The sequence below is a fragment of the Microbacterium sp. MMO-35 genome, from assembly GCF_037147555.1.
GTDB lineage: Bacteria > Actinomycetota > Actinomycetes > Actinomycetales > Microbacteriaceae > Microbacterium.
Map to the genome: position 1 here is coordinate 49,073 of NZ_JBBCVH010000002.1, position 26,299 is coordinate 75,371.

Sequence of the window (26,299 nt, forward strand, 5' to 3'; positions counted from 1 at the left end):
GGGTGCGGCGGGTCAGCGTGTGCGGCGGTCCTGCGCGAGTCCGATGAGGTGCTCGAGCACGGGGCCGGAGCGCAGCCCGTTGTGCTCGTGCTCGCTCGTCACCCACAGGCGCACTCCGGGCAGCAGTCCGGCCGTCTCCAGCGAGTACTCCAGGGGCACGTACGGGTCGTTGACGTACACCGCCGCAGCGCCGTTGGCCTCCGACGCGACGAGGGCTTCGGGCGCGTAGATCTCCGGCCATTCATGCTGTGCCAGGGCCAGGGACACGTCGCGCCACGGACGGAACGCGGGGACCGTCTCGGTCCACTCCCGGCGGATGTGCTCGCCGGTGAACAGCGTGACGTCCTCGACGAAGTCGGCGGGCTCCACCCGCTCCGCGGACCAGCCGGTCACGTGGCCGTTCGCGTAGCTGGACTCGTGGAAGACGAAGTAGAGCGGGTTGCGCCCGTCGAACGGCATGGCTGCGGCGAGGTCGTACCGGAACGCATTGGTGTCGGGGGCGAGCTCGAGCAGCTGCCAGAGCGTCTGCCAGCCGTCGTCGGTGCCCAGCGCCGAGCCCACCGAGCGCAGGCGCGAGGGCGAGACGACCTCGCCGTCGGGCAGCACGATCCCGCCCGCTGCCGCGAGGTCGACGAGGCGACGCATGCGATCCCGATGCTCGGGGAAGCGCCGGTAGTAGCGCTCGGACGCGTCGCGCATCTTGTCGTAGCAGAGCGCGTAGACCTCGTCCGGGGTGCGGGTGACCGTGCTGAGCCCGCCGGTGAGATAAGCGGCGTCGATCGAAGAGGCGGCGGCCGATAGGTAGGCCAGTGTCGTGAACCCGCCGAAGGACTGTCCGAGCACGTTCCAGCGGTCGGCGCCCAGGTGCGCGCGCAGGGCCTCGCAGTCGCGCACGATGGCATCGGCGCGCAGGTGGGTGAGGTGCTCGGCGACGGCCTCGGCACCGCGGTCGAGGATGCCGTCGGACACCGGGGTCGATCGTCCGGTGCCGCGCTGGTCGATCAGGACGACGCGGTAGTGCTCCAGCGCCTGGTCGAGCCAGGCGGGGCCGGCCGGCGCGTGCAAGGCGCGGGGCGCCTCGTGGCCGGGGCCGCCCTGCAGGAACACGAGGTACGGCAGCGACTCCCCGCCCGTTCGGGTCACCACGGAGGCGAACACGTCGATCGTGCGGGTGTCCGCGGGATCGGACCACACCAGCGGCACGGTGAGCGTGTGCTCTTCGATGGACAGGTCCATCATGCGGCGGCGAAGGACAGGGGCGGCAGAGATCGTCATCACATCACATTCCCGATGTAGGAGTACTTCACGAACACTTCGGCGGCGAGACCCGACTCCTCCAAGAGGCCCTGCACCGCACTCATCATGTATTTCGAGTCCCACCCCATGTAGAGGAAATGGCCCTCGTCGAGCTGATCCCAGGCGCCGTTCCAGGCCTTCTCGGCGTAGATCGGGCCGCCGTTGCGGGCGTTGAAGGCCTCGAGGGCTTCGCGGGTGTCCGTCCATCCGCGGCGGAAGACGCGGTTGAACAGGTACTTCACATCGGGCACGTCCCAGCGCTCTCCGCGATACTCGACATACTCGAACTCGCGCTCCCAGCCGGCCGGCCAGCCGCGACGGCGCACCGCGTCGAGGATCGGCGTGAGGCCGTCGTCGTCGATCTCGGTGACGGCCGGGCGCCGCCAGATGCTCAGGAACGCATCCGTCAGCGCCGCGGTGCGCTGCGAGATCGCGGCGGTGCCCCACGCGTCGCGCTCGGCGAGTGCGGACGTGCCGGGGATCCGGCTTCGACGGTACGCCTCGCGCTTGCTGGGGAAGGAGTCGCCGAAGACGCGCTCGGCCAGCGACTCCTCGATCAGCGTGAGGTTGCCGAGCGTCGACGCAAGCGCGCGATGGCTGTTCTGCTCGTCCTCGGTGTACTCGCTCCAGAGGCGAACGCCGTCGCCGGACCAGTTGTTGTGCGGGGCCGGGGGCACCACGTACTCGACGTCGTATCCCTCCGGGTCCGCGAGCCCCTCGAGACGGCCCAGCACGTAGAGCGCATGCGGGAGATCCGCGAACTTCAGGGCGACCCTGATGCGCTCGTCCGAGGGGGTGATCCGCGCGAACGCCTTCAGCAGTTCGTCCGGTCCCTCGGCTCTGGCGCGGCAGAGGCGGGCGATCAGCCGGTCGGTGGGAACGCCGACCACGGCGCGGCGCAGCAGCAGGGACTGGATGCGCTCCAGGGTGCGGATGAGCTCGTCCTTCGTGATGAGACCGTGCCGGTGGTCCCGATAGGCGCTCATGACGAGCGGATAGGTCGCGCGGCCGAAGGTGTTCACGTACGCGAGCTGCCGGCGGACCTCCGGATCCGGCTCCCTCGCCGGATCCAGCAGCACGCCGTAGATCTCCGCGTACTCGCGCCACACGCTCGCCTGTGCCCGGAGCGTCTCGAGATCGGGCCGCGGGAACTCGTGGCGGAACGCGCTGTAGACGCCGTGCTCGCCGGCGACGGCGACCTCGCGTCCCGTCGTCATGATCAGGTAGTGCCGCCAGAAGGCTCCGATGGCCTGGCCGGTGCGGCGCTCGATCGGCAGCCAGAACTCGTCCTCGACCTGCTGCTGCTCGGAGTGCGACAGGCCCATGAGCACGTAGTTGTGGATCAGCTCGTGGTCGCGCAGCGGTTCGCCGGTGGAGTTCAGGCTCTCGAAGATCTGCTGAGCGCTGGCCGCCGCGCCGAGGGTGATCGCGACGTGCTCGAGCTTCTGCAGGCCCCGCCAGATCCGGGGAGCCTCGTCGGCGTGCACCTGGGAGCGGAAGAAGGCGTAGTTGTCGTCGAAGCGGGACTCCTGCTGTCCCGGAGCGCGCCGATCGAGCACGACCGACTCGAAGAGACCCGCCCAGGCCTCATGCGGTCGCAGCTTGGTGCGTCCGGAGTCGCCGGGACGCACCAGGACGCGCTCGAGCTCGGCCGCGAGGGCCGGATCGGTCTCCCGCACCGTGTGGTGCAGGGCGGCGATGAGCAGCATCAGCGTGGTGATGCGCTGCTGCCCGTCGATGAGGATGAGGTCGGCCTCCGCGTGAGCGTCGTCCTCGGCGGAGAGGATGGATCCGATGAAGTGGCGGTGGGCGTCGTCCTCGTCCGCGACGGAGCGGATGTCGGTCAGGAGCTTCTCGCAGCCGCCGATGTCCCAGCGGTACTGCCGCTGATAGACGGGGACGACGATCGTGGTCGCGGGGGAGGAGAGCCACTCGATCGTAGAGACTGCGGTTGCTTCGACGTTCGTGGCCGTGCTCATGCTGCTGTGCTTCTCCTCGGATCCGGGCTGCGTACCCAGTCTATTCAGCGGCCGGAGGGCGCCGGATATTCACGGCTCGGTCCCCGGGGGCGTCTGAGGGCCGCTGTTAGGCTGTCCTAAGAAGGGCCTGTTAAAACGTGCTGGCCCCTTATGAAAGGACATGACTCGCTCATGGCATACATCAAGTCCGCCGCCCTCGAGGACAAGGGCTTCGTCGTCCTCGACAGCTACAACCAGGAGCTCGACCCCAAGGAGTGGCTCGACATCGAGTACAACGACTGGAAGTCGTCGGGCGACACCCGTTTCGCGCCGCTCGCATCCGCCAAGGGCGAGATCGAGTGCAACGGCTTCTGGAATCACGTGCCCCCGCGCACGGACAAGGACGGCGTCTGGATCGACGAGCAGACGTCCAAGGCGCCGAACCTCACGCGCCGCGCGCAGGAGCCGGGCGCGAACGTCGGCCGCTGCCGCGTCATCGAGCTGCAGCCCACGCCCTACGGCGAGTGCCTCTACAACCTGCACCAGGACGACAACAACCGTCTGAACCCCGACGGCACCGGCTGGGTCGTGCGCGGCTTCTTCAACCTCACCGACGACAAGGACAGCTACTTCGTCCTGCGTGAGAACCGCACCGACCCGAGCGTCGAGTACCGCATCGCGCTCCCGGCCGGCGCGCAGCTGATCGTGGACACGCAGCGCCTCTGGCACGCGGCCACCCACAACGGCACCGAGCCGCGCTACTGCCTCATCACCTCGTGGACCTCCGGCCCCGAGCTCGATGCCTACATCGAGAAGTACCACGGCACCCAGGACGTGGAGAACTACGAGGTCGCACAGGAGATCCTCGACGCCGGCTACGAGGAGCAGGCCCGTCGCGACGCCGCCCGCGCCGCGTACTACGCCGCCAAGGGCCAGCAGGAGAAGATCGCGATGAGCGAGGCCTGAGCCTCCTGACTCGCCGGAGCCCGTCGCAGGGCTCCTGTACCACGACCCCCGGCGTCGACGCGCCGGGGGTCGTTTCCTTTTCGCAATGAGTTACATGCTTGTGATTTCGCTGGGTATCGGTGAGAATGGGCGCATAACCGCATACCGCCATGCTTCGCGGATCAGGTCGTAGGGGAAGACGCACCTGATGAAACGGAGAAAGACCATGGCGACAGCACAAGCACGCGGAGTGGTGTACATCCACTCCGCACCGCGCGCGCTCTGCCCGCACCTGGAATGGGCGGTCGGACGCGCTATCGGGCGCGCCGTCAACTTCGAGTGGTCGGAGCAGCCCGTCCTCGACGGCGCCCGCAGGGCGGAGTTCTACTGGGACGGACCCGTCGGCACCGGCGCCGCTCTCGCGACCGCGATCCGCGGCTGGGAGCACCTGCGCTTCGAGGTGACCGAGGATCCGACACCGCGCAGCGATGGCGGCCGCTGGCTGCACACGCCGGACCTCGGCGTGCACTACGCGCAGACCGACGCGGCGGGCAACATCGTCGTGGGCGAGGACCGCATCCGCTACGCGATGGAGATCGCGGCCGGCAGCCCGATCGAGCTGCAGCGCGAGCTCGACGTCGCGCTCGGGTCGGCGTGGGACGAGGAGCTCGAGCCCTTCCGGCACGCGAGCGACGACGCCCGCGTCGTGTGGCTCCACAAAGTGGGCTGAGCCGCTTCGCCGGCGGGACGGCTGAGACAGAAGGACTCGTGTCGCGCTCCTCCCCACGGAGGAAGCGCGACACGAAGGGACGAGGATCGGAGGAGGCGCGACTATCGGGAGTCGGAGAGAGAGGACCCGGAGACCGAGAAAGCGAATCCCCGATCCGCAACCGGAGAGATAACAGAACAGCACAACCGAACAGAACGAGAATCGCCCCGACCGCTTCGATGAGGAAGCGACCGGGGCGATTCTCGTGGGAGTCGGCGTCAGCCGTCGTAGGAGCGGATCGCGACGACGGCGTTGTGACCGCCGAACCCGAAGGAGTTGCTGATCGCGAGCTGCGGGCCGTCGCCGAGCGGCTGAGGCTCGCCGGACAGCTTGAACGGGACGGCCGGATCCGGCTCGGTCATGTTGATCGTCGGCGGGGCGACGCGGTCGCGCAGGGCGAGGATCGTGAACACGGCCTCGAGCGCACCGGTGCCGCCGAGCAGGTGCCCGGTGGACGCCTTGGTCGCCGAGACCGGGATCTCGGTGATCCGGTCGCCGAAGACGTTCTTCAGCGCCTCGTACTCGTTCGGGTCGCCGACCGGAGTGGACGTGGCGTGCGCGTTGATGTGGGTGACCTCGTCCGGCGTGGCGCCCGCCTGGGCGAGCGCCTGCTCGACCGCACGGGTGGCGCCGGCGCCGGTCGGGTCGTTCGCGGTGATGTGGTGCGCGTCGGCGGACACTCCGCCGCCCACGATCTCGGCGTAGATCTTGGCGCCGCGGGCCAGTGCGTGCTCGAGCGTCTCGAGCACGAGCGCGGCGCCGCCCTCGCCCATGACGAATCCGTCGCGGTCGATCGCGCCGGGGCGCGAGGCGTGCTCGGGGTCGTCGTTGCGGCGGGAGAGCGCCTGGGCGGAGGCGAAGGAGGCCATCGTGATCGGGTGGATCGCGGACTCCGCACCACCGGCGATCACGACATCGGCCAGGCCCTCCTGCAGGTGGTCGAAGGCGTTCGCGATCGACTCCGTGCTGGAGGCGCAGGCGCTGACCACGGAGCGGGCGTAGGCCTTCGCGCCGAACTGGAGCGAGAGGTTGCCGGCGCCGGCGTTGGGCATGAGCATCGGGACCGTGAGGGGCATGACCCGGCGCGGTCCCTTCTCGCGCAGCGTGTCCCAGGCGTCCAGCAGCGTCCACAGGCCGCCGATGCCGGTGGCCCAGTCGACTCCGAGGCGCTCCGGGGCGACTTCGGGCGCACCCGCGTCCTCCCAGGCCTCGCGGGCCGCGATCAGGGCGAACTGCACGGACGGGTCGAGACGCTTGGCCTCGTGCCGCGGCAGGACCTCCTCGGGCCGGACGGACGCCTCGGCGGCGAAGGTGACCGGGATCTGGTAGGTCTCGATCCAGTCGTGCGTCAGGGTGTGCGTACCGGACACGCCCGCGAGCAGGTTCGCCCAGTTCTCCGGGGCGCTGCCGCCCAGGGCGGACGTGGCGCCGATGCCGGTGACGACGATGCGCTTGGTCATGCGTGGTTCCTTCTGGGAATCGGGTGGGGGAGAGGAGGATGCCACGCCCCGCGGAGAGCGGGGGTGGCATCCGCGGGTGTCACTCCTGGCCGGCGACGATGAAGCTCACGGCGTCACCGACGGTCTTGAGGTTCTTGACCTCGTCGTCGGGGATGGTGACGCCGAACTTCTCCTCGGCGTTGACGACGATCGTCATCATCGAGATGGAGTCGATGTCCAGGTCGTCGGTGAAGGACTTCTCCAGAGCGACCTCCGAGGCGTCGATGCCGGTCTCGTCGGTGATGAGCTCTGCCAGGCCGGCGAGGACCTCGTCGTTGCTGAAAGCCATGATTTCCTCTTTCTATGGGGTGGTATCGGAACCGGTGAACAGTCTAGGAGTCGGCGGCGCCCGCTCAGGGGAGCACGACCACCTGCGCGCCGAACACGAGGCCGGCGCCGAAGCCGATCTGCAGCGCGAGACCGCCGCTGAGCTCGGGGTGCTCCTCGAGCAGACGGTGGGTCGCGAGCGGGATGGACGCGGCAGAGGTGTTGCCGGTGGTCTCGATGTCGCGGGCGATGACGGTGGTCTCCGGCAGCTTCAGCTGCTTGGCGAACTCGTCGATGATGCGCATGTTGGCCTGGTGCGGGATGAACGCGGCCAGGTCGGCCGCCTCGACCCCGGCCTGCTCGAGCGCCTGCTTGGCGACCTTCGCCATCTCCCAGACAGCCCAGCGGAACACGGTCGGGCCCTCCTGGCGCAGCGTCGGCCACGGCGCCTGGCCGTCGCGGAACTCGGTGAGGGTGTGGTTCATGCCCACGGCGTCGGACTTGGATCCGTCGGATCCCCAGACGGTCGCCGAGATGCCAGGGGTGTCGCTCGGACCGATCACGACGGCGCCCGCACCGTCGCCGAGCAGGAACGAGATGCTGCGGTCGGCCGGGTCGACGATGTCGGAGAGCTTCTCGGCGCCGATGACGAGAGCGTTCTTCGCGGCCCCCGCACGGATCAGGGCGTCGGCCTGTGCGACCGCATAGGCGTACCCGGCGCATGCGGCGTTGATGTCATAGGCGGCCGCGGGGTTCGCGCCCACCCGGTCGGCGACGATCGCGGAGACCGACGGGGTCTGCTTCGGATTGCTGATCGTCGCCACGATGACGACGTCGATGTCGGAGGGTGCGAGGCCGGACTTCTCGATCGCCTCGGCCGCCGCGGCGGTCGACAGATCGATCGCATCGGTCTCCGGCACCGCGCGGGTGCGGGTGATGATGCCGGTGCGCTGGCGGATCCACTCGTCGCTCGAGTCGATCGGCCCGATCAGGTCGTCGTTGGGCACGGCGTTCTCGCCGCGCGCCGCACCGACGGAGTAGATGCGGGTGTACGCGGGGCCGGTGGCCTGCTTGAGCGTGGTCATGCTGCTTCTCCGTTGTCGTCGGTGCCGTTCAGCAGCGCGACCGCCGCGTCGAGGTCGTCGGGGGTCTTGACCGCGACGGCGGGCACGCCGCGCAGGCCGCGCTTGGCGAGGCCGGTGAGGGCGCCCGCGGGGGTGAGCTCGACGAGGCCGGTGATGCCCTTGTCGGCGAAGGAGGCCATGCACAGATCCCAGCGCACGGGCGAGGAGACCTGCGTGACGAGGTTCTCCAGCGCGGTGGCGCCGTCGGCGAGCACCGAGCCGTCCTTGTTGGTCCACAGGGGCAGGGCGGGGTCGCTCGGGACCACATCCGCGATGGCTCGGCGGAGGGTCTCGACGGCGGAGGACATGTAGTCGGTGTGGAAGGCGCCGGCGACCTGCAGCGGGATCACGCGCGATCCGCGCACCGGGGCCTCTGCCAGTGCGGCGAGGGCGGGCAGCGCCCCCGCCGCCACGATCTGGCCGCCGCCGTTGTAGTTCGCCGGGGTGAGGTCCAGATCCGAGAGCAGGGCGAGCACCGCCTCCTCGTCACCGCCCAGGACCGCACTCATGCCGGTCGGAGTATGCGCGGCGGCGTCGGCCATCGCACGGCCGCGGATGCCCACGAGGCGCATGGCGGTCGCGGCGGGGATGACCCCGGCGCCCACGACGGCCGCGAACTCGCCGACGGAGTGGCCGGCGATGCCGTCGGCCGTGCGGCCCGCGCGTTCACGGAGGGCCTTCTCCGCGATGAGCGAGGCCGCGACGATCAGCGGCTGCGCGATGCGGGTGTCGCGGATCGTGTCCGCGTCGGAGACGGTGCCGTGCTCGATCAGATCGACCTCGGCGGCCTCGGAGTAGGCGGCCAGGTCTTCGGCGACGCCGTCGAGCTCGAGCCAAGGGGAGAGGAAGCCGGGGGTCTGGGAGCCCTGTCCCGGGCATGCGAAGACGATCACGTTCCCAGTCTGCCAACGATCTGGCGGTTTCGGTGGCACAACCCTCACAAGAATCCGCGAATCGGTTGTATCCGAGCCACAGAGCCCTCGGTTCTCGCGCGGTCGCGGAGGACCGGTGTCAGCGCAGACGCCGGGGGCGCAGCCCTCGACGCGCCGGGTCTGCGGTGCCGATCGTTCCGAGCACGAGCGCGGTCTGCAGGATGAAGGCCTCGCGCGGGCCGGTCGCATCCCAGCCGATGACCTCGCTGATGCGCTTCAGCCGGTACCGCACCGTGTTCGGATGCACGAACAGCTCGCGGGCGGTCGCCTCGAGAGACCGGCCGTTGTCGAGATAGCTCCACAGAGTGGTGACCAGATCGCTGGAATGGTCGTTCAGCGGGCGGAACACGCGCTCGATGAGGGTCTGCTTCGCCAGCGGGTCGCCGGCGATCGCCCGTTCGGGCAGCAGCTCGTCGGCGTCGACGGGACGCGGCGCACCGCGCCATGCGCGTGCGACGGCGAACCCGGCGAGGGCCGCTCGGGCGCTCTGCCCGGCGTCGACGAGTGCGGCGACCGCCGGGCCGACCACCACGTGCCCCGGGCCGAAGGACGGCTCGAACGTGCCGGCGATCTCGGCGAAGGAGAACTCGTCGGCGTCGAGGTCGTCGTCCGCCGCCGCCGGCTTCGCCCGGCCCACCACGAGCACCAGCCGGGAACCCTGCACGCCGATGAGCACGTCGACGGCCAGCTTGCGCGCGGTGCGGCGCACCTGGTCGACGTCGAACTGCGGCGGCGTGGTCCCGACGATCACGCAGACCTCGCCGTGACCGTGCCAGCCGAGCGCCGCGATGCGGCTGGGGAGCTCCTCGTCGGCCTCGCCCGTGAGGATCGAGTCGACGACCAGCGCCTCCAGGCGCGCGTCCCAGAGGCCCCTCGCCTCCGCCGCTCGGGCGTAGACGTCCGCGGCAGCGAAGGCCACGTCCCGCGAGTACAGCAGGATCGCGTCGCGCAGATGCCCGCCCTTGCCGGCCACGCGCTCCTCGGTCACTTCGACGGTGACCCGGATGAGCTGCAGCGTCTGCTGCAGGCTCACGCTGCGCAGCAGCTCGCGAGGGGCGGCCGCGAAGATGTCTGCGGCGATCCAGGGCGTCGACGTCGGATCGTCGTACCACTGGATGAACGAGGTGATGCCCGCCTGCGCCACCAGCCCGACGGCGGAGCGTCGGGCCGGCGGCATCTCGGCGTACCACGGCAGCGAGTCTTCGAGACGCTGCAGGGTCGCCGTGGCGAGATCACCGGAGATGCGGCGCAACCAGGCCAGCGTCTCCTCCTTGGTCATCTCAGGGGATCGGCTCATCGTGCTGCGCGGGTCAGCTCTCGCCGCCGGCGTTGCCGCTGGTTCCCGCGTTCACGTTGTACAGGTCGTACTTCGAGATCGCCTGGCCCACGACCGAGCGGTCGATGCGGCCCTGGTCGGCCAGTGCCTGCAGCGCGCGGACCACCATCGACGGTCCGTCGATCTTGAAGAACCGGCGGGCCGCGGCGCGCGTGTCGGCGAAGCCGAAGCCGTCGGCGCCGAGCGTGTAGTACGCGCCGGGGACCCACTGGCGGATCTGGTCCTGCACCGCGTGCATGTAGTCGCTCGTCGCGATGAACGGGCCCTGGGCGTCCTTCAGCTTCTCGGTCAGGTACGCCGTGCGCGGCTCCTGCTCCGGGTGCAGGAAGTTGTGCTCGTCGGCGGCGAGGCCGTCGCGGCGCAGCTCGGTCCACGAGGTGACCGACCAGACGTCGGCGGAGACGCCCCAGTCGGCGAGGAGGAGCTCCTGCGCCTCGATCGCCCACGGCACGCCGACGCCGGACGCGAGCAGCTGCACGCGCTGACCCTCGCCCGATCCGACGGAGATGCGGTGCAGACCCTTCCGGATCCCCTCCACGTCCACGTCCTCGGGCTCGGCGGGCATCCGCATCGGCTCGTTGTACACGGTCAGGTAGTACATGACGTCCGGGTCGGGGTGCGTGCCGCCGTACATGCGCTCGATGCCGTCCTGCACGATGTGCGAGACCTCGTAGCCGTAGGCCGCGTCGTAGACGAGCGTCGCGGGGTTCGTCGACGCGAGCAGCGGCGAGTGGCCGTCGGCGTGCTGGGTGCCCTCACCGGTCAGCGTGGTGCGCCCGGCGGTGGCGCCGATGATGAAACCGCGGCCCATCTGGTCCCCGGCGGCCCAGAAGGCGTCTCCGGTGCGCTGGTAGCCGAACATCGAGTAGAAGATGTAGATCGGGATCAGCGGCTGGCCGTGCGTCGAGTAAGCCGTCGAGGTCGCCGTGAACGCGGCGACCGCACCGGCCTCGTTGATGCCGACGTGCATGAGCTGGCCCTGCGGGCTCTCCTTGTACGCGAGCAGCAGCTCCCGGTCGACCGAGGTGTAGTTCTGGCCGTTCGGGTTGTAGATCTTCGCGGTCGGGAAGTACGCGTCCATGCCGAACGTGCGGGCCTCGTCCGGGATGATCGGGACGATCCGCTCGCCGAAGCCCTTGACCCGCATGAGGTCCTTGACCATGCGCACGAAGGCCATGGTCGTGGCGACCTCCTGGTTGCCGGATCCCTTCTTCGGCAGCGCGTAGTCCTTCTCCTGCGGCAGTTCCAGGCCCACGTGGGTGGTGCGGCGCTCGGGGAGGAAGCCTCCGAGGTCGCGGCGGCGCTCCAGCATGTACTGGATCGTCTCGTCGTTCTGTCCCGGGTGGTAGTACGGCGGGCGGTACGGGTCGGCCTCGAGCTGCGCGTCCGTGATCGGGATGTGCATCGTGTCGCGGAAGAGCTTGAGGTCGTCCAGCGTCATCTTCTTCATCTGGTGCGTCGCGTTGCGCCCCTCGAAGTGCGGGCCGAGGCCGTAGCCCTTGACGGTCTTCGCGAGGATGACGGTCGGCTGGCCCTTGTGCTCCATGGCGGCCTTGTAGGCGGCGTACACCTTGCGGTAGTCGTGACCGCCGCGGCGCAGGTGCCAGATGTCGTCGTCCGAGTAGTCCTTGACAAGGGCGAGCGCGCGCTCGTCGCGGCCGAAGAAGTTCTCGCGGACGTAGGCGCCGCTCTCGGCCTTGAAGGTCTGGAAGTCGCCGTCGGGCGTGACGTTCATGAGGTTCAGCAGGGCGCCGTCGGTGTCCCGGGCGAGCAGGTCGTCCCACTCACGGCCCCACACGACCTTGATGACGTTCCAGCCGGCGCCGCGGAAGAAGCTCTCCAGCTCCTGGACGATCTTGCCGTTTCCGCGCACCGGGCCGTCGAGGCGCTGCAGGTTGCAGTTGATCACGAAGGTCAGGTTGTCCAGGCCCTCGTTCGCCGCGACCTGGAGCTGTCCGCGGGACTCGACCTCGTCCATCTCGCCGTCGCCGAGGAACGCCCACACGTGGGAGTCGTTCTGCTTGATGCCGCGGTTGGCGAGGTACTTGTTCGTCATCGCCTGGTAGATCGCGTTGATCGGGCCGAGGCCCATCGACACGGTCGGGAACTGCCAGAACTCCGGCATCATCCGCGGGTGCGGGTAGGACGGAAGGCCGTTCGGCGCGCCGGACTTCTCCTGGCGGAACGCGTCGAGCTGCTGCTCGGCGATCCGGCCCTCGAGGAAGCCGCGGGCGTAGGCGCCGGGGGAGGCGTGGCCCTGGTAGAAGATCTGGTCGCCGCCGGACGGGTGGTCCTGGCCGCGGAAGAAGTGGTTGAAGCCGACCTCGTACAGCGAGGCGGCCGATGCGTAGGTCGAGATGTGTCCGCCCACACCGATGCCGGGGCGCTGCGCGCGGTGCACCGTGATCGCCGCGTTCCAGCGGATCCAGTGGCGGTAGCGGCGCTCGAGCTCCTCGTCGCCGGGGAACTCCGGCTCGTTCTCCGGGGCGATGGTGTTGATGTAGTCCGTGGTGGGCACCATCGGCACGCCCAGGTGCAGGTCCTTCGAGCGCTTCAGCAGGCTGAGCATGATCTCGCGGCCGCGGCCGTGGCCCTTCGCGCCGACGAGCTCGTCGAGCGATTGCTGCCATTCGCTGGTCTCCTCCGGGTCGCTGTCGAGCGGGCCCTGGGAGTACGGATCCTGGTCGTGAACAGTCACAGGAGGCCTTTCGTCTGTCTGGCAGGTCGTGCCAACGAAATCGGGATGCGGCGCGGGGGAGGCTTGTCGACTCCGCACAAGAGCGCGCGTCAGTCAGCCTAGCCCCGATCGCCGAGACCGGGCGCACGGAGGCGCCGAGGGTCGAGGTGCGCCCAGAGAGACTCGAACTCCCGACCACATCGGTGTAAACGACGTGCTCTACCAACTGAGCTATAGGCGCGTGCCTCCAGCCTAGCGGGGCGCGTGTGCCAGGCTGGGCGCATGAACCTTCCGCACGATGATGTCGATCCCGACGGCCTGCTGGAGTACTCGGTGGTCTTCACGGACCGCTCCCTGAACCACATGTCGGCACGGTTCGTCGAGGTGATGCAGAGCATCCAGGCCGACCTGCGCGCCGCCTACGGCGCGACGACCACGGCGGTGGTGCCGGGCGGCGGCACTTACGCGATGGAGGCGGTCGCGCGCCAGCTCGCCACCGGACGCCGCTGCCTCATCGTGCGCAACGGGCTCTTCTCCTATCGCTGGTCGCAGATCCTCGACGTCGGCGACATCACCCAGAGCACCGTCGTGTGCACGGCCCGGCCGGAGTCCGACGACGCGCAGGCTGCCTGGGCGCCCGCGCCCGTCGAGGAGGTCGTCGCGGCCATCCGGGCGCAGCGCAGCGAGGTCGTGTTCGCCCCGCACGTCGAGACGGCCGCGGGGATCCTGCTCCCCGACGCGTACGTGCGGGCCCTCGCCGATGCCGTGCACGAGGTCGGCGGTCTGCTCGTGCTGGACTCGATCGCGTCCGGTGCCCTGTGGGTGGACATGGCGGCCCTCGGGGTCGACGTGCTGATCTCGGCGCCGCAGAAGGGGTGGAGCGGATCCCCGGGCGCGGGGTACGTGATGCTCGGCGACGCGGGCCGGCAGGCCGTGACGTCGCGGGTCTCCTCGAGCTTCGCGATGGATCTGGCGAAGTGGCTGTGGATCGCGGAGGAGTACCGGGACGGCCGGGCTCCGTATCACGCGACGATGCCCACCGACACGCTGCAGCACAATGCGCTGCTGATGGCGGAGACCCGCGAACGCGGGTTCGAGGCGCTGCGCACCGCCCAGTGGGAGCTGGGCACCCGGGTGCGCGCACTCCTGGCCGAGCGAGGCCTGCCGTCGGTCGCGGCAGCGGACTTCGCGTCGCCGAGCGTGGCGGTCGTGCACACGACCGACCCTGCGCTGCGGACGGGCGTCGCCTTCCGCGAGCAGGGGCTGCAGATCGCGGCAGGGGTGCCCCTGCACTGCGGCGAGCCCGATTCGTTCTCGACGTTCCGCATCGGTCTCTTCGGTCTCGACAAGCTCGCCGACGTGGACGGTACGGTGCAGCGTCTCGCCGACGCTCTGGACCGGATCGGGCGCTGAGCCCGACCCGGTCCCGCGGTGCTCAGCGTCCGGTCGCCGTGACGCTCTCCGGCCGCAGATCCAGCCGTCGCAGGAGCTGTGCGTTGAGCGCGACGACGACCGTGGACACCGACATGAGCACCGCTCCGACCGACATCGGCAGGAGGAACCCGATCGGCGCCAGAACGCCGGCGGCCAGGGGGACGGCGGCGAGGTTGTAGCCCGCCGCCCACCACAGGTTCTGCCGCATCTTGCGATAGGCCGCGCGAGACAGCTCGATCGTGGAGACGACCGAGCGGGGATCCGAGCTCGCGAGCACCACTCCGGCCGAGCCGATGGCGACGTCGGTGCCCGCGCCGATCGCGATGCCGACGTCGGCCTTGGCCAGCGCCGGAGCGTCGTTGACCCCGTCGCCCACCATGGCGACGACGCGGCCCTCGCTCTGGAGCTCGCCGACGCGAGCCGCCTTGTCCTCGGGCCGCACGCCGGCGAAGTAGCGCCGGATGCCGAGCGCTGCGGCCACCGAGGCGGCGACCGCTTCCGCGTCCCCGGTGATCATGACCACGTCGATGCCGCGCCTCTGCAGTGCCTGCACGGTCGTGCGCGACTCCTCGCGGATCGCATCAGCCAGACGGAGGGCGCCTGCGACGACGCCGTCGACGAGCACGTGCAGGATGATCGCGCCCTGCGCACGCCACTGGTCGGAGACCGCCATCTCGGCGACGCCGGCGCGGGCGAGCAGGGCGGGCCCGCCGACCTCGACGATGCGCCCGGCGACCGTCGCGCGCACGCCCAGCGCCGGCTCGGACCGGAATCCCGACGCCTCGGTCCGCGGCAGCCCCCGGTGCGCCGCCGCGATGCGGATCGCCGCGGCGAGAGGATGCTCGGAGTCCGCCTCGGCGGAGGCCGCGACCGCGAGCAGTTCGTCGTCGGTGAAACCGGGGGCGGCGGCCACCGCCGTCACGGCGGGCGCCCCTTCGGTGAGCGTGCCGGTCTTGTCGAACAGCACGGCGTCGACCTGACGCATCCGTTCGAGCGCCATCCGATCCTTGACGAGGATTCCGCCGCGCGCCGCGCGTTCGGTCGCGATCGACACGACGAGCGGGATGGCGAGCCCCAGCGCATGCGGGCAGGCGATCACGAGCACGGTGATGACGCGGACCACGGCGGCGTCGGGCAACCCGATCGCCGTCCAGACGATCGCGGTGAGGACGCCCGAGATGAGGGCGAACCAGAACAGCCAGCCCGCCGCACGGTCGGCCAGGCGCTGTGCTCGCGACGACGAGGCCTGCGCCTCGGCGACCAGCCGGCCGATCCCGGCGAGCGCCGTGTCCTCGCCGACGGCGGTCACCCGCGCGCGCAGCGCCGAGTCGGTCGCGATCGTTCCGGCGACGACCGGGTCGCCGACGGAGCGGGCGACCGCACGCGATTCGCCGGTGATCATGGACTCGTCCACCTCGGCGGATCCCTGCACGACCGTCGCGTCGGCCGGCACGCGCCCTCCGGGGCGGATCAGCACGAGGTCGCCGATCCGCAGATCGGCGGGAGCGACCATCTCGACCTCGTCGCCGACGACGCGCTCGGCGGAATCGGGGAGCAGCGCGGCGAGCGAGTCGAGCGCGGAGGTCGTCTGGGCCAGGGAGCGCATCTCGATCCAGTGGCCGAGGAGCATGATGACGATCAGCAGCGCCAGCTCCCACCAGAAGTCGAGTTCGTGGTCGAGGAGCCCGAGCGTCGCACCCCAGGAGGCGAGGAAGGCCACGGTGATCGCGAGGGCGATGAGCAGCATCATCCCGGGTCGTCGTGCGCGCAGCTCGCCGACAGCGCCGACGAGGAAGGGCCGCCCGCCCCAGACGAAGAGCACGGTGCCGATCACCGGAGGGACCGCGCGCAGCACGAGGAGATCGGGCACCTCGTAGCCGACGAGCATGGCGAACATGGGGGAGAGCGCCACGACGGGCACGGCCAGCACGAGCATGATCCAGAACAGGCGCCGGAACTGCGCGACGTGGTCGCCGTGACCGCCGTGACCGCCTCCGGTGCCGTGGTCGCCGTGACCCGTTTCGGTGTCGTGGTCGCCGTGCCGCGCGTGAGCGGCGTGGCCTGCGTGCGGGGCGTGGCCGCCAGGCTCCGCGTGCGGGCCGTGCGGCGCTTCGTGCATCGGCGCGTCGTCGTGCGCGTGGGTGGTTCCGTGCATCGCTCGTTCGTCCATGATGACTCCAACCATATACCCCCTAGGGGTATTCCGCAGGAGGGGTTCGCCCGTGGGGTCATAGAGTGGATCTGATGGATGAGGCGGCCGGCGACCGGGATCCCGCGCGGCGTTGCCCCTGCGGGAGCGGCGATCGGTTCGATGCCTGCTGCGGGCCCCTCCTCGCGGGCCGCGCCGCGCCGACCGCCGAGCGTCTGATGCGCTCCCGCTACACCGCGTTCGCGATCGGCGACACCGAGTACCTGCGGCTTTCCTGGCATCCCTCCACGCGGCCCACGCGGCTGGACCTCGACGAAGACGTGCGGTGGCTCCGTCTCGACGTCATCGCGAGGAGCTCGGGCGGACCGTTCGACACGGAGGGCGTGGTGGAGTTCGAGGCGATCCACCGCTCGGCGGCCGGCCGCGGCGTCCTGCACGAGCGCAGCCGGTTCCTCCGCGAGTCCGGACACTGGTACTACCTCGACGGCGACGTGTCCTGACGGATCCTGCCGCGCAGGCGGATGCTCGTCTGGCGTAGGTTTGAGGGCGTGAAAGCCAACCCCGCGCACCAGATCGTGCTCCTCGACATCGCCGACATCGACCGCCGCATCCTGCAGGCCGACCACGCGCGCACGCACCCGGTCCAGGGGGAGCGGATCAACGAGCTCGCCGCTCAGCGCCAGGGGCAGCTGCGCGAGCTGACCGAGCTCTCCGGTGCGAGGGACGACGTGCAGGCGGAGCTCAAGCGGCTGGAATCCGACGTCGCACTGGCGGCGCAGCGGCGCGATCGCGACGCCGAGCGGCTCGCGGCGACGCAGAACCCCAAGGACGCGGTCGCTCTGGAGCAGGAGATCGCGAGCCTCGGACGACGGATCAGCGATCTCGAGGACGCGGAGCTCGAGATCATGGGCCGGCTCGAGGACGCCGACGCCGCCGTCGCGGCCCAGCAGGCCCTCATCGACGAGACGGTCGCCGAGGGCACCCGACTGACCGCCGAGGCCAAGGCGCTGATCGCCGCGGCCGTGACCGAGGGGGAGCAGCTCGCCCGGGATCGGGTCGCGCTCGTCGACTCCGTCTCGCCCTCGCTCATGGCGGAGTACCAGCGGCGGTCCGGTCGGACCGCGGGGGCGGCGCTGCTGCGTCGCGCCACGTGCGAGGGGTGCCGGATGGTCCTGTCGGGGACGGATCTCAACGTCATCCGCCAGGCCGCCGACGACGACGTGGTGTCGTGCCCGGAGTGCGGCTGCATCCTGGTGCGCACCGAGGAGTCGGGACTGAGGAGCAGCGCCGCCGCGGCCGACTGACCTCGTCCGCGCGGCGTCGCCGTGCTCGTCAGAACTCTTCGTGGGTGGCGGGATCGGCGCCCCAGAGGCGCCCGTCGGATTCGCCCAGCGCGGTGATGGCGTCGACGTCGTCCCGGCTCAGACGCACCTGCGCCGCGGCGAGGTTCTGCGCCTGATGCTCGGCTGAGGCCGCCTTCGGGATCGCGACCACGCCGCGCGCGGCGTGCCAGGCGAGCACGGTCTGCGCCGGCGTGATCCCGCGTGCGGCGGCGATCGTCGTGATGACCGGATCCTCGAGCACCTCGCCGGCCCGCCCGAGCGGACTCCAGGCCTCGGTGATGATCCCGCGGGCGCGGTGATAGGCGAGCGCCTCCTCCTGCGGGTAGCGGGGATGCAGCTCGATCTGGTTCACGACCGGTCGCACACCCGTCGCGTCCTCGATGCGCTCCAGGTGCTCCGGAAGGAAGTTCGAGACGCCGATCTGGTGGACGAGTCCTCGCTCGCGCGCCTCGATCAGCGCCTGCCATGCCTCGACGTACGAGTCCTGGCGCGGCAGCGGCCAGTGGATGAGGAACAGGTCGATCGCCTCGGCTCCCAGGCGGAAGCGGCTCTCCTCGATCGCGTCGAGCGCCTTCTCCCGCCGGTGGTGGCGGCCGGCCAGCTTCGAGGTGACGATGAGCTCGGCGCGATCGACGGCGGCGCCGGAGATGCCCCAGCCCACCGCGCCCTCGTTCTCGTAGTTGAACGCGGAGTCGATCAGCCGGTAGCCGCTCTCGATTCCGCTGCGGACGGCGTCCGCGCCCGCCTCGCCGCGGAATCCGTAGGTGCCGAGGCCCTGGACGGGCAGGGTGAAGCCGTTGTGGGCGATGAAGGGGGATGCGTCGGACATGGGGTCTCCTCTCCGGTGCTTCCACGCTAACGGTGCTCGAGGCCCTCCGTGCGGGACGCGATACACGCCGACATACCCGGTCGTCACCGGTTCGTCAGGGAGTCTGTCGCGCACCGCGCCGGAGACGGCGTAGATTCGAAGACATGATCGAATCGGCCGTTCCGCACGAGGTCGTGCTGGGACGCTCGGATCGGCCCGAGCACTGGTGCCTCGTGTCGTTCGGTGCGGACGGGGCGGAGCAGGGGATGCGCGAGCTTCCCGCGGCCGGCCTGCACGCCGCGATCGCGGCGATCGAGGAGACGGCGCACCCGCGCTGGGTGGTGCGGAGCCTGCGCGACGTCTATCCGCCGCTGCTCGCCGCGGGGATCCGGATCCGTCGCGCGCACGACCTGCTGCTGTGTCATGCGATCCTGCGCGACACCGCGAGCCTCGCGGAAGCGGTGCCGCCGTCCCCGCGCTGGATCCGCGTGGATCCGCTCGCAGGGTCGGCGGCGGCGCCCGCGCTGTTCGACCTGCACGACGTCGCGGTGTCGCCGGCGGATCAGGTGCCCGAGATCGACGAGCTCCGCGCCGAGTTCGCCCGGCAGAGGTCGGCCCTGCGCCGGGCTCCGGACGGGCGGCTGGCGCTGCTCTGCGCGGCGGAGTCGACCGGCGCGCTGATCGCCGAGGAGATGACAGCGGCCGGGGTGCCGTGGAGCACGAACGTGCACGAGCGGCTCCTCACGGAGGCTCTCGGCCCTCGTCCCGTCGCCGGGGCGCGCCCGGCGCGGATGGCCGAACTCGCCGCCGAGATCGCGCGCACGCTGGAAGACCCCTCGGTCAACCCGGACAGTCCGCCGCGGCTGCTGAAGTCCCTGCGTCGTGCCGGCATCCTCGTCGACTCCACCTCCCGCTGGGAGTTGGGGGAGATCGAGCACCCGGTCGTGGAGCCGCTCCTCGCCTACAAGAAGCTCGCGCGGCTGTTCACCGCGAACGGCTGGCACTGGCTGGGCGAGTGGGTGCGCGATGAGCGCTTCCGTCCGATCTATCTGACCGGTGGCGTCGTCACGGGCCGCTGGGCCTCCAGCGGCGGGGGTGCGCTGCAGATCCCGCGGAGCCTGCGCCCGGCGGTGCGCGCCGATGAGGGATGGGTGCTGGTGAGCGCCGACGTCGCCCAGCTGGAGCCGCGTGTGCTCGCGGCGATGTCCAAGGACGGCGCGATGGCGGCCGCGGCGCGGGGCGCAGATCTGTACGAGGGCGTCGTGCGCTCCGGAGCCGTGCAGACGCGGCAGGACGCCAAGTACGCGGTGCTGGGCGCGATGTACGGCGCGACGACCGGGCCCAGCGGCCAGCTCGGGCCCCGGCTGCGCAGCGTCTTCCCACGCGCGATGGCGCTCGTCGACGGCGCGGCGAAGACCGGCGAGGACGGCGGGGTGGTCTCGACCCTGCTGGGGCGCAGCTCGCCGCGACCGGATGCGGCCTGGACCGCTGCACAGTCGCGTGCGAGCGATCCCGACGCCGATGGCGCCGACGAGCGGGTGGCACGCAGCAGGGCGAGGGATCGCGGCCGGTTCACGCGTAACTTCGTCGTGCAGGGAACCGCGGCCGAGTGGTCGCTGCTGTGGCTCGCCGAGATCCGGCATCGGCTGAGCGCGCTGCCCGAGGCCGCCCGGCCCGCCGCGGGGTCGGGTCCGGTGTTCGGTCGTCGCCCGCATCTCGCCTTCTTCCTGCACGACGAGGTGATCGTGCATGCGCCGGCGGAGCTCGCCGACGAGGCCGCACAGGCGGTGCGGGACTCCGCCGATGCCGCGACCCGCCGCCTCTTCCCGGGATTCGACATCGACATCACGCTCGATCTGCGCATCGCCGAGGATGCGGGGAAGTCCTCGTAGACTGGTCGGGAACGGGTCGGCCGGACGGTCGCGTGGCGGGAGACCGCACCGAGGAACGTCCGGGCTCCACAGGGCAGGGCGGTGGGCAACACCCACCCGGAGCAATCCGCGAGACAGTGCCACAGAGAGAAGACCGCCCCCGCCGTCAGGCGCGGGTAAGGGTGAAAGGGTGGTGTAAGAGACCACCGGGGGCCGTGGCGACACGGCCCGCCAGGTAAACCTCGCCCGGAGCAAGGCCAGACAGGGGATGATGACGCGGCTCGCCGAGTCCCCGGGTAGGCCGCTGGAGCGGCGCGGCAACGCGTCGCCGAGAGAGATGACCGTCGAAGGGACACCCCGAGAGGGGCCCCGGAACAGAACCCGGCGTACAGGCCGGCCCGTTCTCCGCACGGAGAAGGCCCGGATCCGCAGCAGTGCGGATCCGGGCCTTTCGTGCGGGGGCCGGAGGTGTGCGGGTCAGTCCGCGGCGAGCGACGCGGCGCCGATGATGCCCGAGGAGTTGCGGTGCACCGCGGCCACGATCGGGGTCTTCAGATCCAGCAGCGGCAGGAACTTCTCGGGGTGCTTGGAGACGCCGCCGCCGACGACGAACAGGTCGGGGCTGAACAGGAACTCGACGTGCGAGAAGAAGTCCTGCAGGCGCGCCGACCACTCGGCCCAGTCCAGCTGATCGCGCTCCATGGCCGAGTACGCCGCCCACTTCTCGATCGACTCGCCGCGGAAGTCGAGGTGGCCGAGCTCGGTGTTGGGAACCAGCACGCCGTTGTAGAGGAATGCGGATCCGATGCCGGTGCCGAGCGTGGCGAGGATCGTGAGGCCACGGGCGTCGCGGGCCGCGCCGTGGCGGCTCTCGGCGACACCGGCGGCATCGGCGTCGTTCACGAAGGTGATCTGCCGGCCGAGGCCGTCCTCGAAGAACCGCTCCGCCTCGAAGTCGATCCAGTCCTTGGCGATGTTGGCCGCGGACAGGGTGCGGCCGTGCTTCACGATCGCGGGGAAGGCGACGCCCAGGGGGAGCCGGGAGTCCTGCACGCCGAGGGTCGAGAGCACCTGCTTGACCGTCTCGAGCACGTCCGCGGGCTTCGCGCCCTTCGGGGTCGGGATCCGGATCCGGTCGGATTCCAGGGTGCCGTGCTCGAGATCGACGACACCCGCCTTGATGCCGGTCCCGCCGATGTCCACGCCGATCGCTTTTGCCATGCGCAACAGCCTAGCGAGACGCGGGAGCCCCAGTAGGATCGTGACAAGCACACAGGAGGAGCAGCGATGAGCGACGCGCACCGCGACGACAAGTACGACGGCGAAGACTTCGGCGACGAGAAGTACTGGTTCAACAGCAAAACCGGGCAGGTCGAGCACGGCATGCTGTCCTCCTCCCTCGACCGCATCGGGCCCTTCGACACCGCAGAGGAGGCGGCTCGCGCCCCGCAGGTGCTCAAGGAGCGCTCGCGGCTCTGGGCCGACGAGGACGCGGCGGAGGACGACTGGGGCGGGGCGGACGGCGCTCGATGAGCGGGATGGACAAGCAGCGGGACTTCGTGCTGCGCACCATCGAGGAGCGGGGCGTCAAGTTCATCCGCCTCTGGTTCACCGACGTGATCGGCACGCTGAAGTCGGTGGCGATCGCTCCGGCCGAGGTGGAGGGCGCCTTCGCGGAAGGCATCGGTTTCGACGGCTCGGCGATCGAGGGTCTCACGCGGACCTTCGAGTCGGATCTGCTCGCGCAGCCGGACCCGACGACGTTCCAGATCCTCCCGTGGCGCGGGGAGATCGACCCGACGGCCCGCATGTTCTGCGATCTGACGACGCCGGACGGGCGTCCGGCGGTCGCCGATCCGCGGCACGTCCTCAAGCGCACCCTCGCCAAGGCGGCCGATGCGGGCTTCACGTTCTACACGCATCCGGAGATCGAGTTCTATCTGCTGAAGTCGTCGCAGTTCGGGCCCGAGGGCCCGGTGCCGGTCGACTCGGCGGGCTACTTCGACAACGTCCCGGGCGGCACGGCGCACGACTTCCGCCGCCGCTCCGTGCGGATGCTCGAAGACCTCGGGATCTCGGTCGAGTACAGCCACCACGAGGGCGGTCCCGGGCAGAACGAGATCGACCTGCGCTACGCGGACGCGCTCACCACGGCGGACAACATCATGACGTTCCGCACCGTGGTGAAGGAGGTGGCCATCGAGCAGGGCGTCTACGCGACGTTCATGCCGAAGCCGCTGAGCAACCACCCGGGCAGCGGCATGCACACGCACATGTCGCTGTTCGAAGGCGACCTGAACGCGTTCTACGAGGAGGGCGCCAAGTACCAGCTCTCCCGCACCGGACGCCAGTTCATCGCGGGCCTGCTCCGGCACGCGAACGAGATCGCGGCCGTGACGAACCAGTTCGTCAACTCGTACAAGCGGCTCTGGGGCGGCGATGAAGCCCCGAGCTTCGTCACCTGGGGGCATGCGAACCGGTCCGCGCTCATCCGGGTGCCGATGTACAAGCCGAACAAGGGGCAGTCCACGCGGATCGAGTACCGCGCCCTCGACTCGGCGGCCAACCCCTATCTCGCGTACGCACTCATGCTGGCCGCGGGCCTCAAGGGGATCGAGGAGGGGTACGAGCTGCCGCCGGAGGCGGAGGACAACGTGTGGTCGCTGAGCGACACGGAGCGCCGTGCGCTGGGCTACGCGTCGCTGCCCGCGAGCCTGGACCACGCGCTCGAGCTGATGGAGGACTCGGAGCTCGTCGCGGAGACCCTCGGCGAGCAGGTGTTCACCTATGTCCTGCTGAACAAGCGCAAGGAGTGGGAGGCGTACCGCGGTCAGGTCACGCCGTTCGAGCTCAAGAGCAACCTCGAGCTGCTCTGATCGGGCCGCGTCGTGCCCCGATTCGACGATTCGCTCTCCCTCTCCGCTCTCGCACGGCTCGGCTTCGTCGAACTGTCGGAAGCGGCGGCGGGACTGCGTGAGCTGTCCGAGCTGTCCGGCGCTTCGCCCGCGGCGCTGATCGAGGGACTGCGCAGCGCGGACCCGGACGAGGCCCTCGCGGGCCTCATCCGGGTCGCGCGCCGTGACCCGGCGGCGGTGGTGGCCGTGCTCTCCGACGAGGGCGCCCGCGCCCGGGCCTGGACCGTGTTCGGCGCCTCGCCCGGACTCGGGCGGTTCTTCGAACGCCGGCCGGCAGAGCTCGTCGTGCTTCAGGAGGACCGGCCCGCGCTGCCGACCGCTCAGGAGCTCGGCGCCGAGATGCTCGCATCCGTCGGCGCCGACGACGGGTTCGCCGCGACGGCGGACGCGGCGGCGCGGGTGCGTCTGCGTGTCGCCTATCGGCGCGCCGTGGTGCGGATCGCGGTCTGGGACCTGGCGGCGCCGGATCCGGTCGAGGCCGTCGCCCCGGTGGCGTCGGCCCTCGCGGACGCGGCGTCGGCCGCGCTCGAGGCGGCTCTCGCGGTCGCCCGAGCAGAGGTCGCGGGGGCATCGGAGGATGCGCGGCGTGACGTGGCTCTCACCCGGCTGGCCATCATCGGCATGGGCAAGACGGGGGCCCGCGAGCTGAACTACGTCAGCGACGTCGACGTGATCTACGTCGCCGGCACGGAGGACGAGGAACGGCTGGACGAGTCCAAGGCCATCGACATCGCCACGAGGCTGGCCCGCAGCACGATGCAGGCGATCTCGGGCATCGAGGCGGAACCGCCGCTGTGGGAGGTCGACGCGGCGCTGCGCCCCGAGGGCAAGCAAGGCGCGCTCGTGCGTTCGCTCTCCTCGCACGTGGCCTATTACGATCGCTGGGCGAAGAGCTGGGAGTTCCAAGCCCTGCTGAAGGCGCGTGCGATCGCCGGTGATGCCGATCTCGGCCGTGAGTATCTCGCCGCGGTGCAGCCCAAGGTGTGGTCGAGCGCGGCGCGGGAGGACTTCGTCGGCAGCGTTCAGCGCATGCGCGAGCGGGTCACCGAGCACATCGCTCCGGAAGACGTCCCCTACCAGCTGAAGCTCGGGCCGGGAGGCCTCCGTGACATCGAGTTCACCGTGCAGCTGCTCCAGCTGGTGCACGGGCTCACGGATCCCGAGATCCGCACCCGGGGCACTCTCGAGTCCCTGGATGCGCTCGTCCTCGGCGGCTACATCGGCCGTGCGGAGGCCGCGCTGTTCGGGCGCGACTACCGTGTGCTGCGTCTCATCGAGCATCGTCTGCAGCTCCGCGAGATGCAGCGGACGCATCTCGTCCCCCGCGAGGAGGAGGCGCTCCGCGTGCTCGGGCGCGCGACCGGTCTCGCGGAGACCGCGGACGGCATCCGGCGGGTCTGGGAGGACGTGCGCCGCGAGGTCCGCGACCTGCACACGCGCCTGTTCTACCGGCCGCTGCTGAGCGCGGTCGCCTCGCTGCCGGAGGAGGAGCGCACGCTCTCCACCGACCAGGCCCACGACCGCCTCGCGGCCATCGGCTTCCGCGACCCCGCCGGCGCCCTGCGGCACATCGGCGCGCTGACCACCGGCCTCAGCCGCAAGGCGACGATCCAGCGGCACCTGATGCCCGTCATGGTGCGCTGGTTCGCCGACGGCACGGATCCCGATTACGGCCTCATCGCGTTCCGGAGGATCAGCGAGCGCCTGGGGGACACCCCGTGGTTCCTGCGGATGCTGCGGGATTCGTCCGGCGCTGCGGAGCGGCTCACCCGGGTGCTGTCCACGTCCCGCTACATCGGCGAGTTGATGGAGTGGATCCCCGAGTCCGTCGCCTGGCTGGAGAGCACGGAGCAGCTGCGGCCCCGGCCGGGCCGGGCGCTGGACGAGGAGGCCAGGGCGATCCAGACCCGGCACGAGACGATCCTCGACGCGATGCGGTCGGTGCGGGCCCTACGACGGCGCGAACTGCTGCGGACTGCGATGGGTGCGGTGCTGGACGTGCTCACGATCGACGATGTCGCCGCCGCCCTCACCGCGATCACGGAGGCCACGATCCAGGCGGCACTGCGCGCCGTGCGGCGCGACGCGGTGCCGGCGGAGGACGACGCGCTCGATTTCTCGGTGATCGCGATGGGGCGCTTCGGGGGCGCGGAACTGGGATTCGGGTCGGATGCGGACGTGCTGTTCGTCTACGACGCGAACGGGATCGAGCCCCAGCGCGCGCAGCAGCTCGCGGCGCGCATGGTCGCCGGCCTGCGCGAGCACCTGACCGATCATCGTCTGCCTCTGGAACTGGACGCGGATCTGCGCCCGGAGGGCCGCAACGGTCCGCTGGTGCGCAGCCTCGACGCGTACGCGGAGTACTACCGGCGCTGGTCGCTGTCCTGGGAGGCGCAGGCGCTGCTGAGGGCCAGGGGGGTGGCCGGCAGCCACAAGCTCATCGAGCGCTTCACGTCCCTCGCCGACGGCGTGCGCTATCCCGAGGCGCTGGACGTGAACTCGCTGCGGGAGATCAAGCGCATCAAGGCGCGTGTGGAGGGGGAGCGCCTGCCGCAGGGGGTCGATCCGCGTCGCCATCTGAAGCTCGGGCCCGGCACGCTGAGCGACGTGGAGTGGCTGATCCAGATCGTTCAGCTGGAGCACGCCCACGCGGTACCCGCGCTGCGCACCACCTCGACCCTGGCGGCCCTCGACGTCGCTGTCGGTGCCGGCTTCGTACCGGAGGAGGCGGGGGAGCGGTTGCGCGAGGCATGGCGGTTGTCGAGCCGGCTGCGCTCCGCGATGACGCTGCTGACCGGTCAGACCAAGGACGTCCTGCCGGCGGATCCGCGCGAGCTCGACGGAGTGGGCCGGATCCTCGGCTACCCCGATCGCTCGGCGGTCGCGGTCGAGGAGGAATACCTCCGTGTCACGCGCCGCGCGAGAAAGGTGTTCGAGACGCTGTTCTACGGCTGACGCGAGGAGATCCACCATTCG

General features: G+C 70.6%; 20 protein-coding genes, 1 tRNA gene and 1 other RNA gene. 10 read left to right on the forward strand and 12 right to left on the reverse strand.

The features are described from left to right. Positions 1-12 precede the first annotated feature (12 nt). Positions 13-1,275, reverse strand: coding sequence for an alpha/beta fold hydrolase (locus tag WFJ01_RS03530; protein WP_336628228.1), 1,263 nt, complete (start codon positions 1,273-1,275; stop codon positions 13-15). Further along, a complete protein-coding gene (locus WFJ01_RS03535) occupies positions 1,275-3,275 on the reverse strand; it encodes a DUF262 domain-containing protein (protein WP_336628229.1) in 2,001 nt (666 codons plus the stop codon). Before WFJ01_RS03535 ends, WFJ01_RS03530 begins: the two co-directional genes overlap by 1 nt. A 171-nt stretch (positions 3,276-3,446) precedes the next feature. On the opposite strand from WFJ01_RS03535, the gene WFJ01_RS03540 reads away from it, so the two are divergent. Together WFJ01_RS03540 and WFJ01_RS03545 are read left to right on the forward strand one after the other, a co-directional pair. Beyond that, a complete protein-coding gene (locus WFJ01_RS03540; RefSeq protein ID WP_251439486.1) occupies positions 3,447-4,220 on the forward strand; it encodes a hypothetical protein in 774 nt (257 codons plus the stop codon). A 205-nt stretch (positions 4,221-4,425) separates the two neighbouring features. Next, a complete protein-coding gene (locus WFJ01_RS03545; protein WP_233309964.1) occupies positions 4,426-4,929 on the forward strand; it encodes a DUF3145 domain-containing protein in 504 nt (167 codons plus the stop codon). 257 nt (positions 4,930-5,186) lie between these two features. Here the strand turns inward: WFJ01_RS03545 and WFJ01_RS03550 are convergent, their stop codons facing one another. From WFJ01_RS03550 to WFJ01_RS03580, 7 genes are all read right to left on the reverse strand, one after another. Then, positions 5,187-6,428, reverse strand: a complete 1,242-nt coding sequence (locus WFJ01_RS03550) for a beta-ketoacyl-[acyl-carrier-protein] synthase family protein (RefSeq protein WP_336628230.1) — start codon at positions 6,426-6,428, stop codon at positions 5,187-5,189. A 79-nt stretch (positions 6,429-6,507) separates the two neighbouring features. Then, complete coding sequence (locus tag WFJ01_RS03555) at positions 6,508-6,756, reverse strand: acyl carrier protein (RefSeq protein ID WP_045270633.1); 249 nt, start codon at positions 6,754-6,756, stop codon at positions 6,508-6,510. A 64-nt stretch (positions 6,757-6,820) separates the two neighbouring features. Next, positions 6,821-7,819, reverse strand: a complete 999-nt coding sequence (locus WFJ01_RS03560; RefSeq protein ID WP_336628231.1) for a beta-ketoacyl-ACP synthase III — start codon at positions 7,817-7,819, stop codon at positions 6,821-6,823. Continuing rightward, positions 7,816-8,751, reverse strand: a complete 936-nt coding sequence (locus WFJ01_RS03565; protein ID WP_292880387.1) for an ACP S-malonyltransferase — start codon at positions 8,749-8,751, stop codon at positions 7,816-7,818. Before WFJ01_RS03565 ends, WFJ01_RS03560 begins: the two co-directional genes overlap by 4 nt. Positions 8,752-8,869: 118 nt before the next feature. Continuing rightward, positions 8,870-10,087, reverse strand: a complete 1,218-nt coding sequence (locus WFJ01_RS03570) for a PucR family transcriptional regulator (RefSeq protein ID WP_251439490.1) — start codon at positions 10,085-10,087, stop codon at positions 8,870-8,872. 13 nt (positions 10,088-10,100) lie between these two features. Then, positions 10,101-12,824, reverse strand: coding sequence for a pyruvate dehydrogenase (acetyl-transferring), homodimeric type (aceE, locus tag WFJ01_RS03575; RefSeq protein WP_336628232.1), 2,724 nt, complete (start codon positions 12,822-12,824; stop codon positions 10,101-10,103). 147 nt (positions 12,825-12,971) lie between these two features. Continuing rightward, positions 12,972-13,044, reverse strand: a tRNA-Val gene (locus WFJ01_RS03580). A 41-nt stretch (positions 13,045-13,085) separates the two neighbouring features. Here WFJ01_RS03580 and WFJ01_RS03585 point away from each other — a divergent pair. Next, complete coding sequence (locus WFJ01_RS03585) at positions 13,086-14,216, forward strand: aminotransferase class V-fold PLP-dependent enzyme (protein WP_336628233.1); 1,131 nt, start codon at positions 13,086-13,088, stop codon at positions 14,214-14,216. 22 nt (positions 14,217-14,238) lie between these two features. Here the strand turns inward: WFJ01_RS03585 and WFJ01_RS03590 are convergent, their stop codons facing one another. Further along, a complete protein-coding gene (locus tag WFJ01_RS03590; protein WP_336628234.1) occupies positions 14,239-16,407 on the reverse strand; it encodes a copper-translocating P-type ATPase in 2,169 nt (722 codons plus the stop codon). Positions 16,408-16,481: 74 nt separating this feature from the next. On the opposite strand from WFJ01_RS03590, the gene WFJ01_RS03595 reads away from it, so the two are divergent. Both WFJ01_RS03595 and WFJ01_RS03600 read left to right on the forward strand, forming a co-directional pair. Continuing rightward, complete coding sequence (locus WFJ01_RS03595) at positions 16,482-16,886, forward strand: YchJ family protein (RefSeq protein WP_336628235.1); 405 nt, start codon at positions 16,482-16,484, stop codon at positions 16,884-16,886. Between the two features lie 48 nt (positions 16,887-16,934). Beyond that, on the forward strand, positions 16,935-17,690 hold the full coding sequence (locus WFJ01_RS03600; RefSeq protein WP_251439496.1) for a zinc ribbon domain-containing protein: 756 nt from the start codon (positions 16,935-16,937) through the stop codon (positions 17,688-17,690). A 28-nt stretch (positions 17,691-17,718) separates the two neighbouring features. On the opposite strand, the gene WFJ01_RS03605 is transcribed toward WFJ01_RS03600, so the two are convergent. Then, positions 17,719-18,558: an aldo/keto reductase gene (locus tag WFJ01_RS03605; RefSeq protein WP_251439497.1), complete on the reverse strand. Its 840-nt coding sequence runs from the start codon at positions 18,556-18,558 to the stop codon at positions 17,719-17,721. 143 nt (positions 18,559-18,701) lie between these two features. Between WFJ01_RS03605 and WFJ01_RS03610 the strand changes: the two genes are divergently transcribed. After that, positions 18,702-20,429 carry a bifunctional 3'-5' exonuclease/DNA polymerase gene (locus tag WFJ01_RS03610; protein ID WP_336628236.1) on the forward strand — a complete coding sequence of 576 codons (1,728 nt, stop codon included), beginning with the start codon at positions 18,702-18,704 and terminating at the stop codon, positions 20,427-20,429. Positions 20,430-20,441: 12 nt separating this feature from the next. Then, an RNA gene (rnpB, locus tag WFJ01_RS03615) (RNase P RNA component class A) lies at positions 20,442-20,813 on the forward strand. Positions 20,814-20,885: 72 nt separating this feature from the next. Here rnpB and ppgK read toward each other — a convergent pair. After that, the gene (ppgK, locus tag WFJ01_RS03620; protein ID WP_251439499.1) at positions 20,886-21,629 is read right to left on the reverse strand and encodes a polyphosphate--glucose phosphotransferase; all 744 of its coding nucleotides are present in this window, start codon (positions 21,627-21,629) and stop codon (positions 20,886-20,888) included. A gap of 66 nt (positions 21,630-21,695) precedes the next feature. Here ppgK and WFJ01_RS03625 point away from each other — a divergent pair, with 66 nt between their 5' ends. From WFJ01_RS03625 to WFJ01_RS03635, 3 genes are read left to right on the forward strand one after another with little or no spacing between them, the layout of a single operon-like run. Further along, positions 21,696-21,941: an SPOR domain-containing protein gene (locus WFJ01_RS03625; protein ID WP_292880366.1), complete on the forward strand. Its 246-nt coding sequence runs from the start codon at positions 21,696-21,698 to the stop codon at positions 21,939-21,941. Between the two features lie 5 nt (positions 21,942-21,946). Next, on the forward strand, positions 21,947-23,284 hold the full coding sequence (locus tag WFJ01_RS03630; RefSeq protein WP_251439501.1) for a glutamine synthetase family protein: 1,338 nt from the start codon (positions 21,947-21,949) through the stop codon (positions 23,282-23,284). A 12-nt stretch (positions 23,285-23,296) separates the two neighbouring features. After that, a complete protein-coding gene (locus WFJ01_RS03635) occupies positions 23,297-26,278 on the forward strand; it encodes a bifunctional [glutamine synthetase] adenylyltransferase/[glutamine synthetase]-adenylyl-L-tyrosine phosphorylase (protein ID WP_336628237.1) in 2,982 nt (993 codons plus the stop codon). Positions 26,279-26,299: the final 21 nt, after the last annotated feature.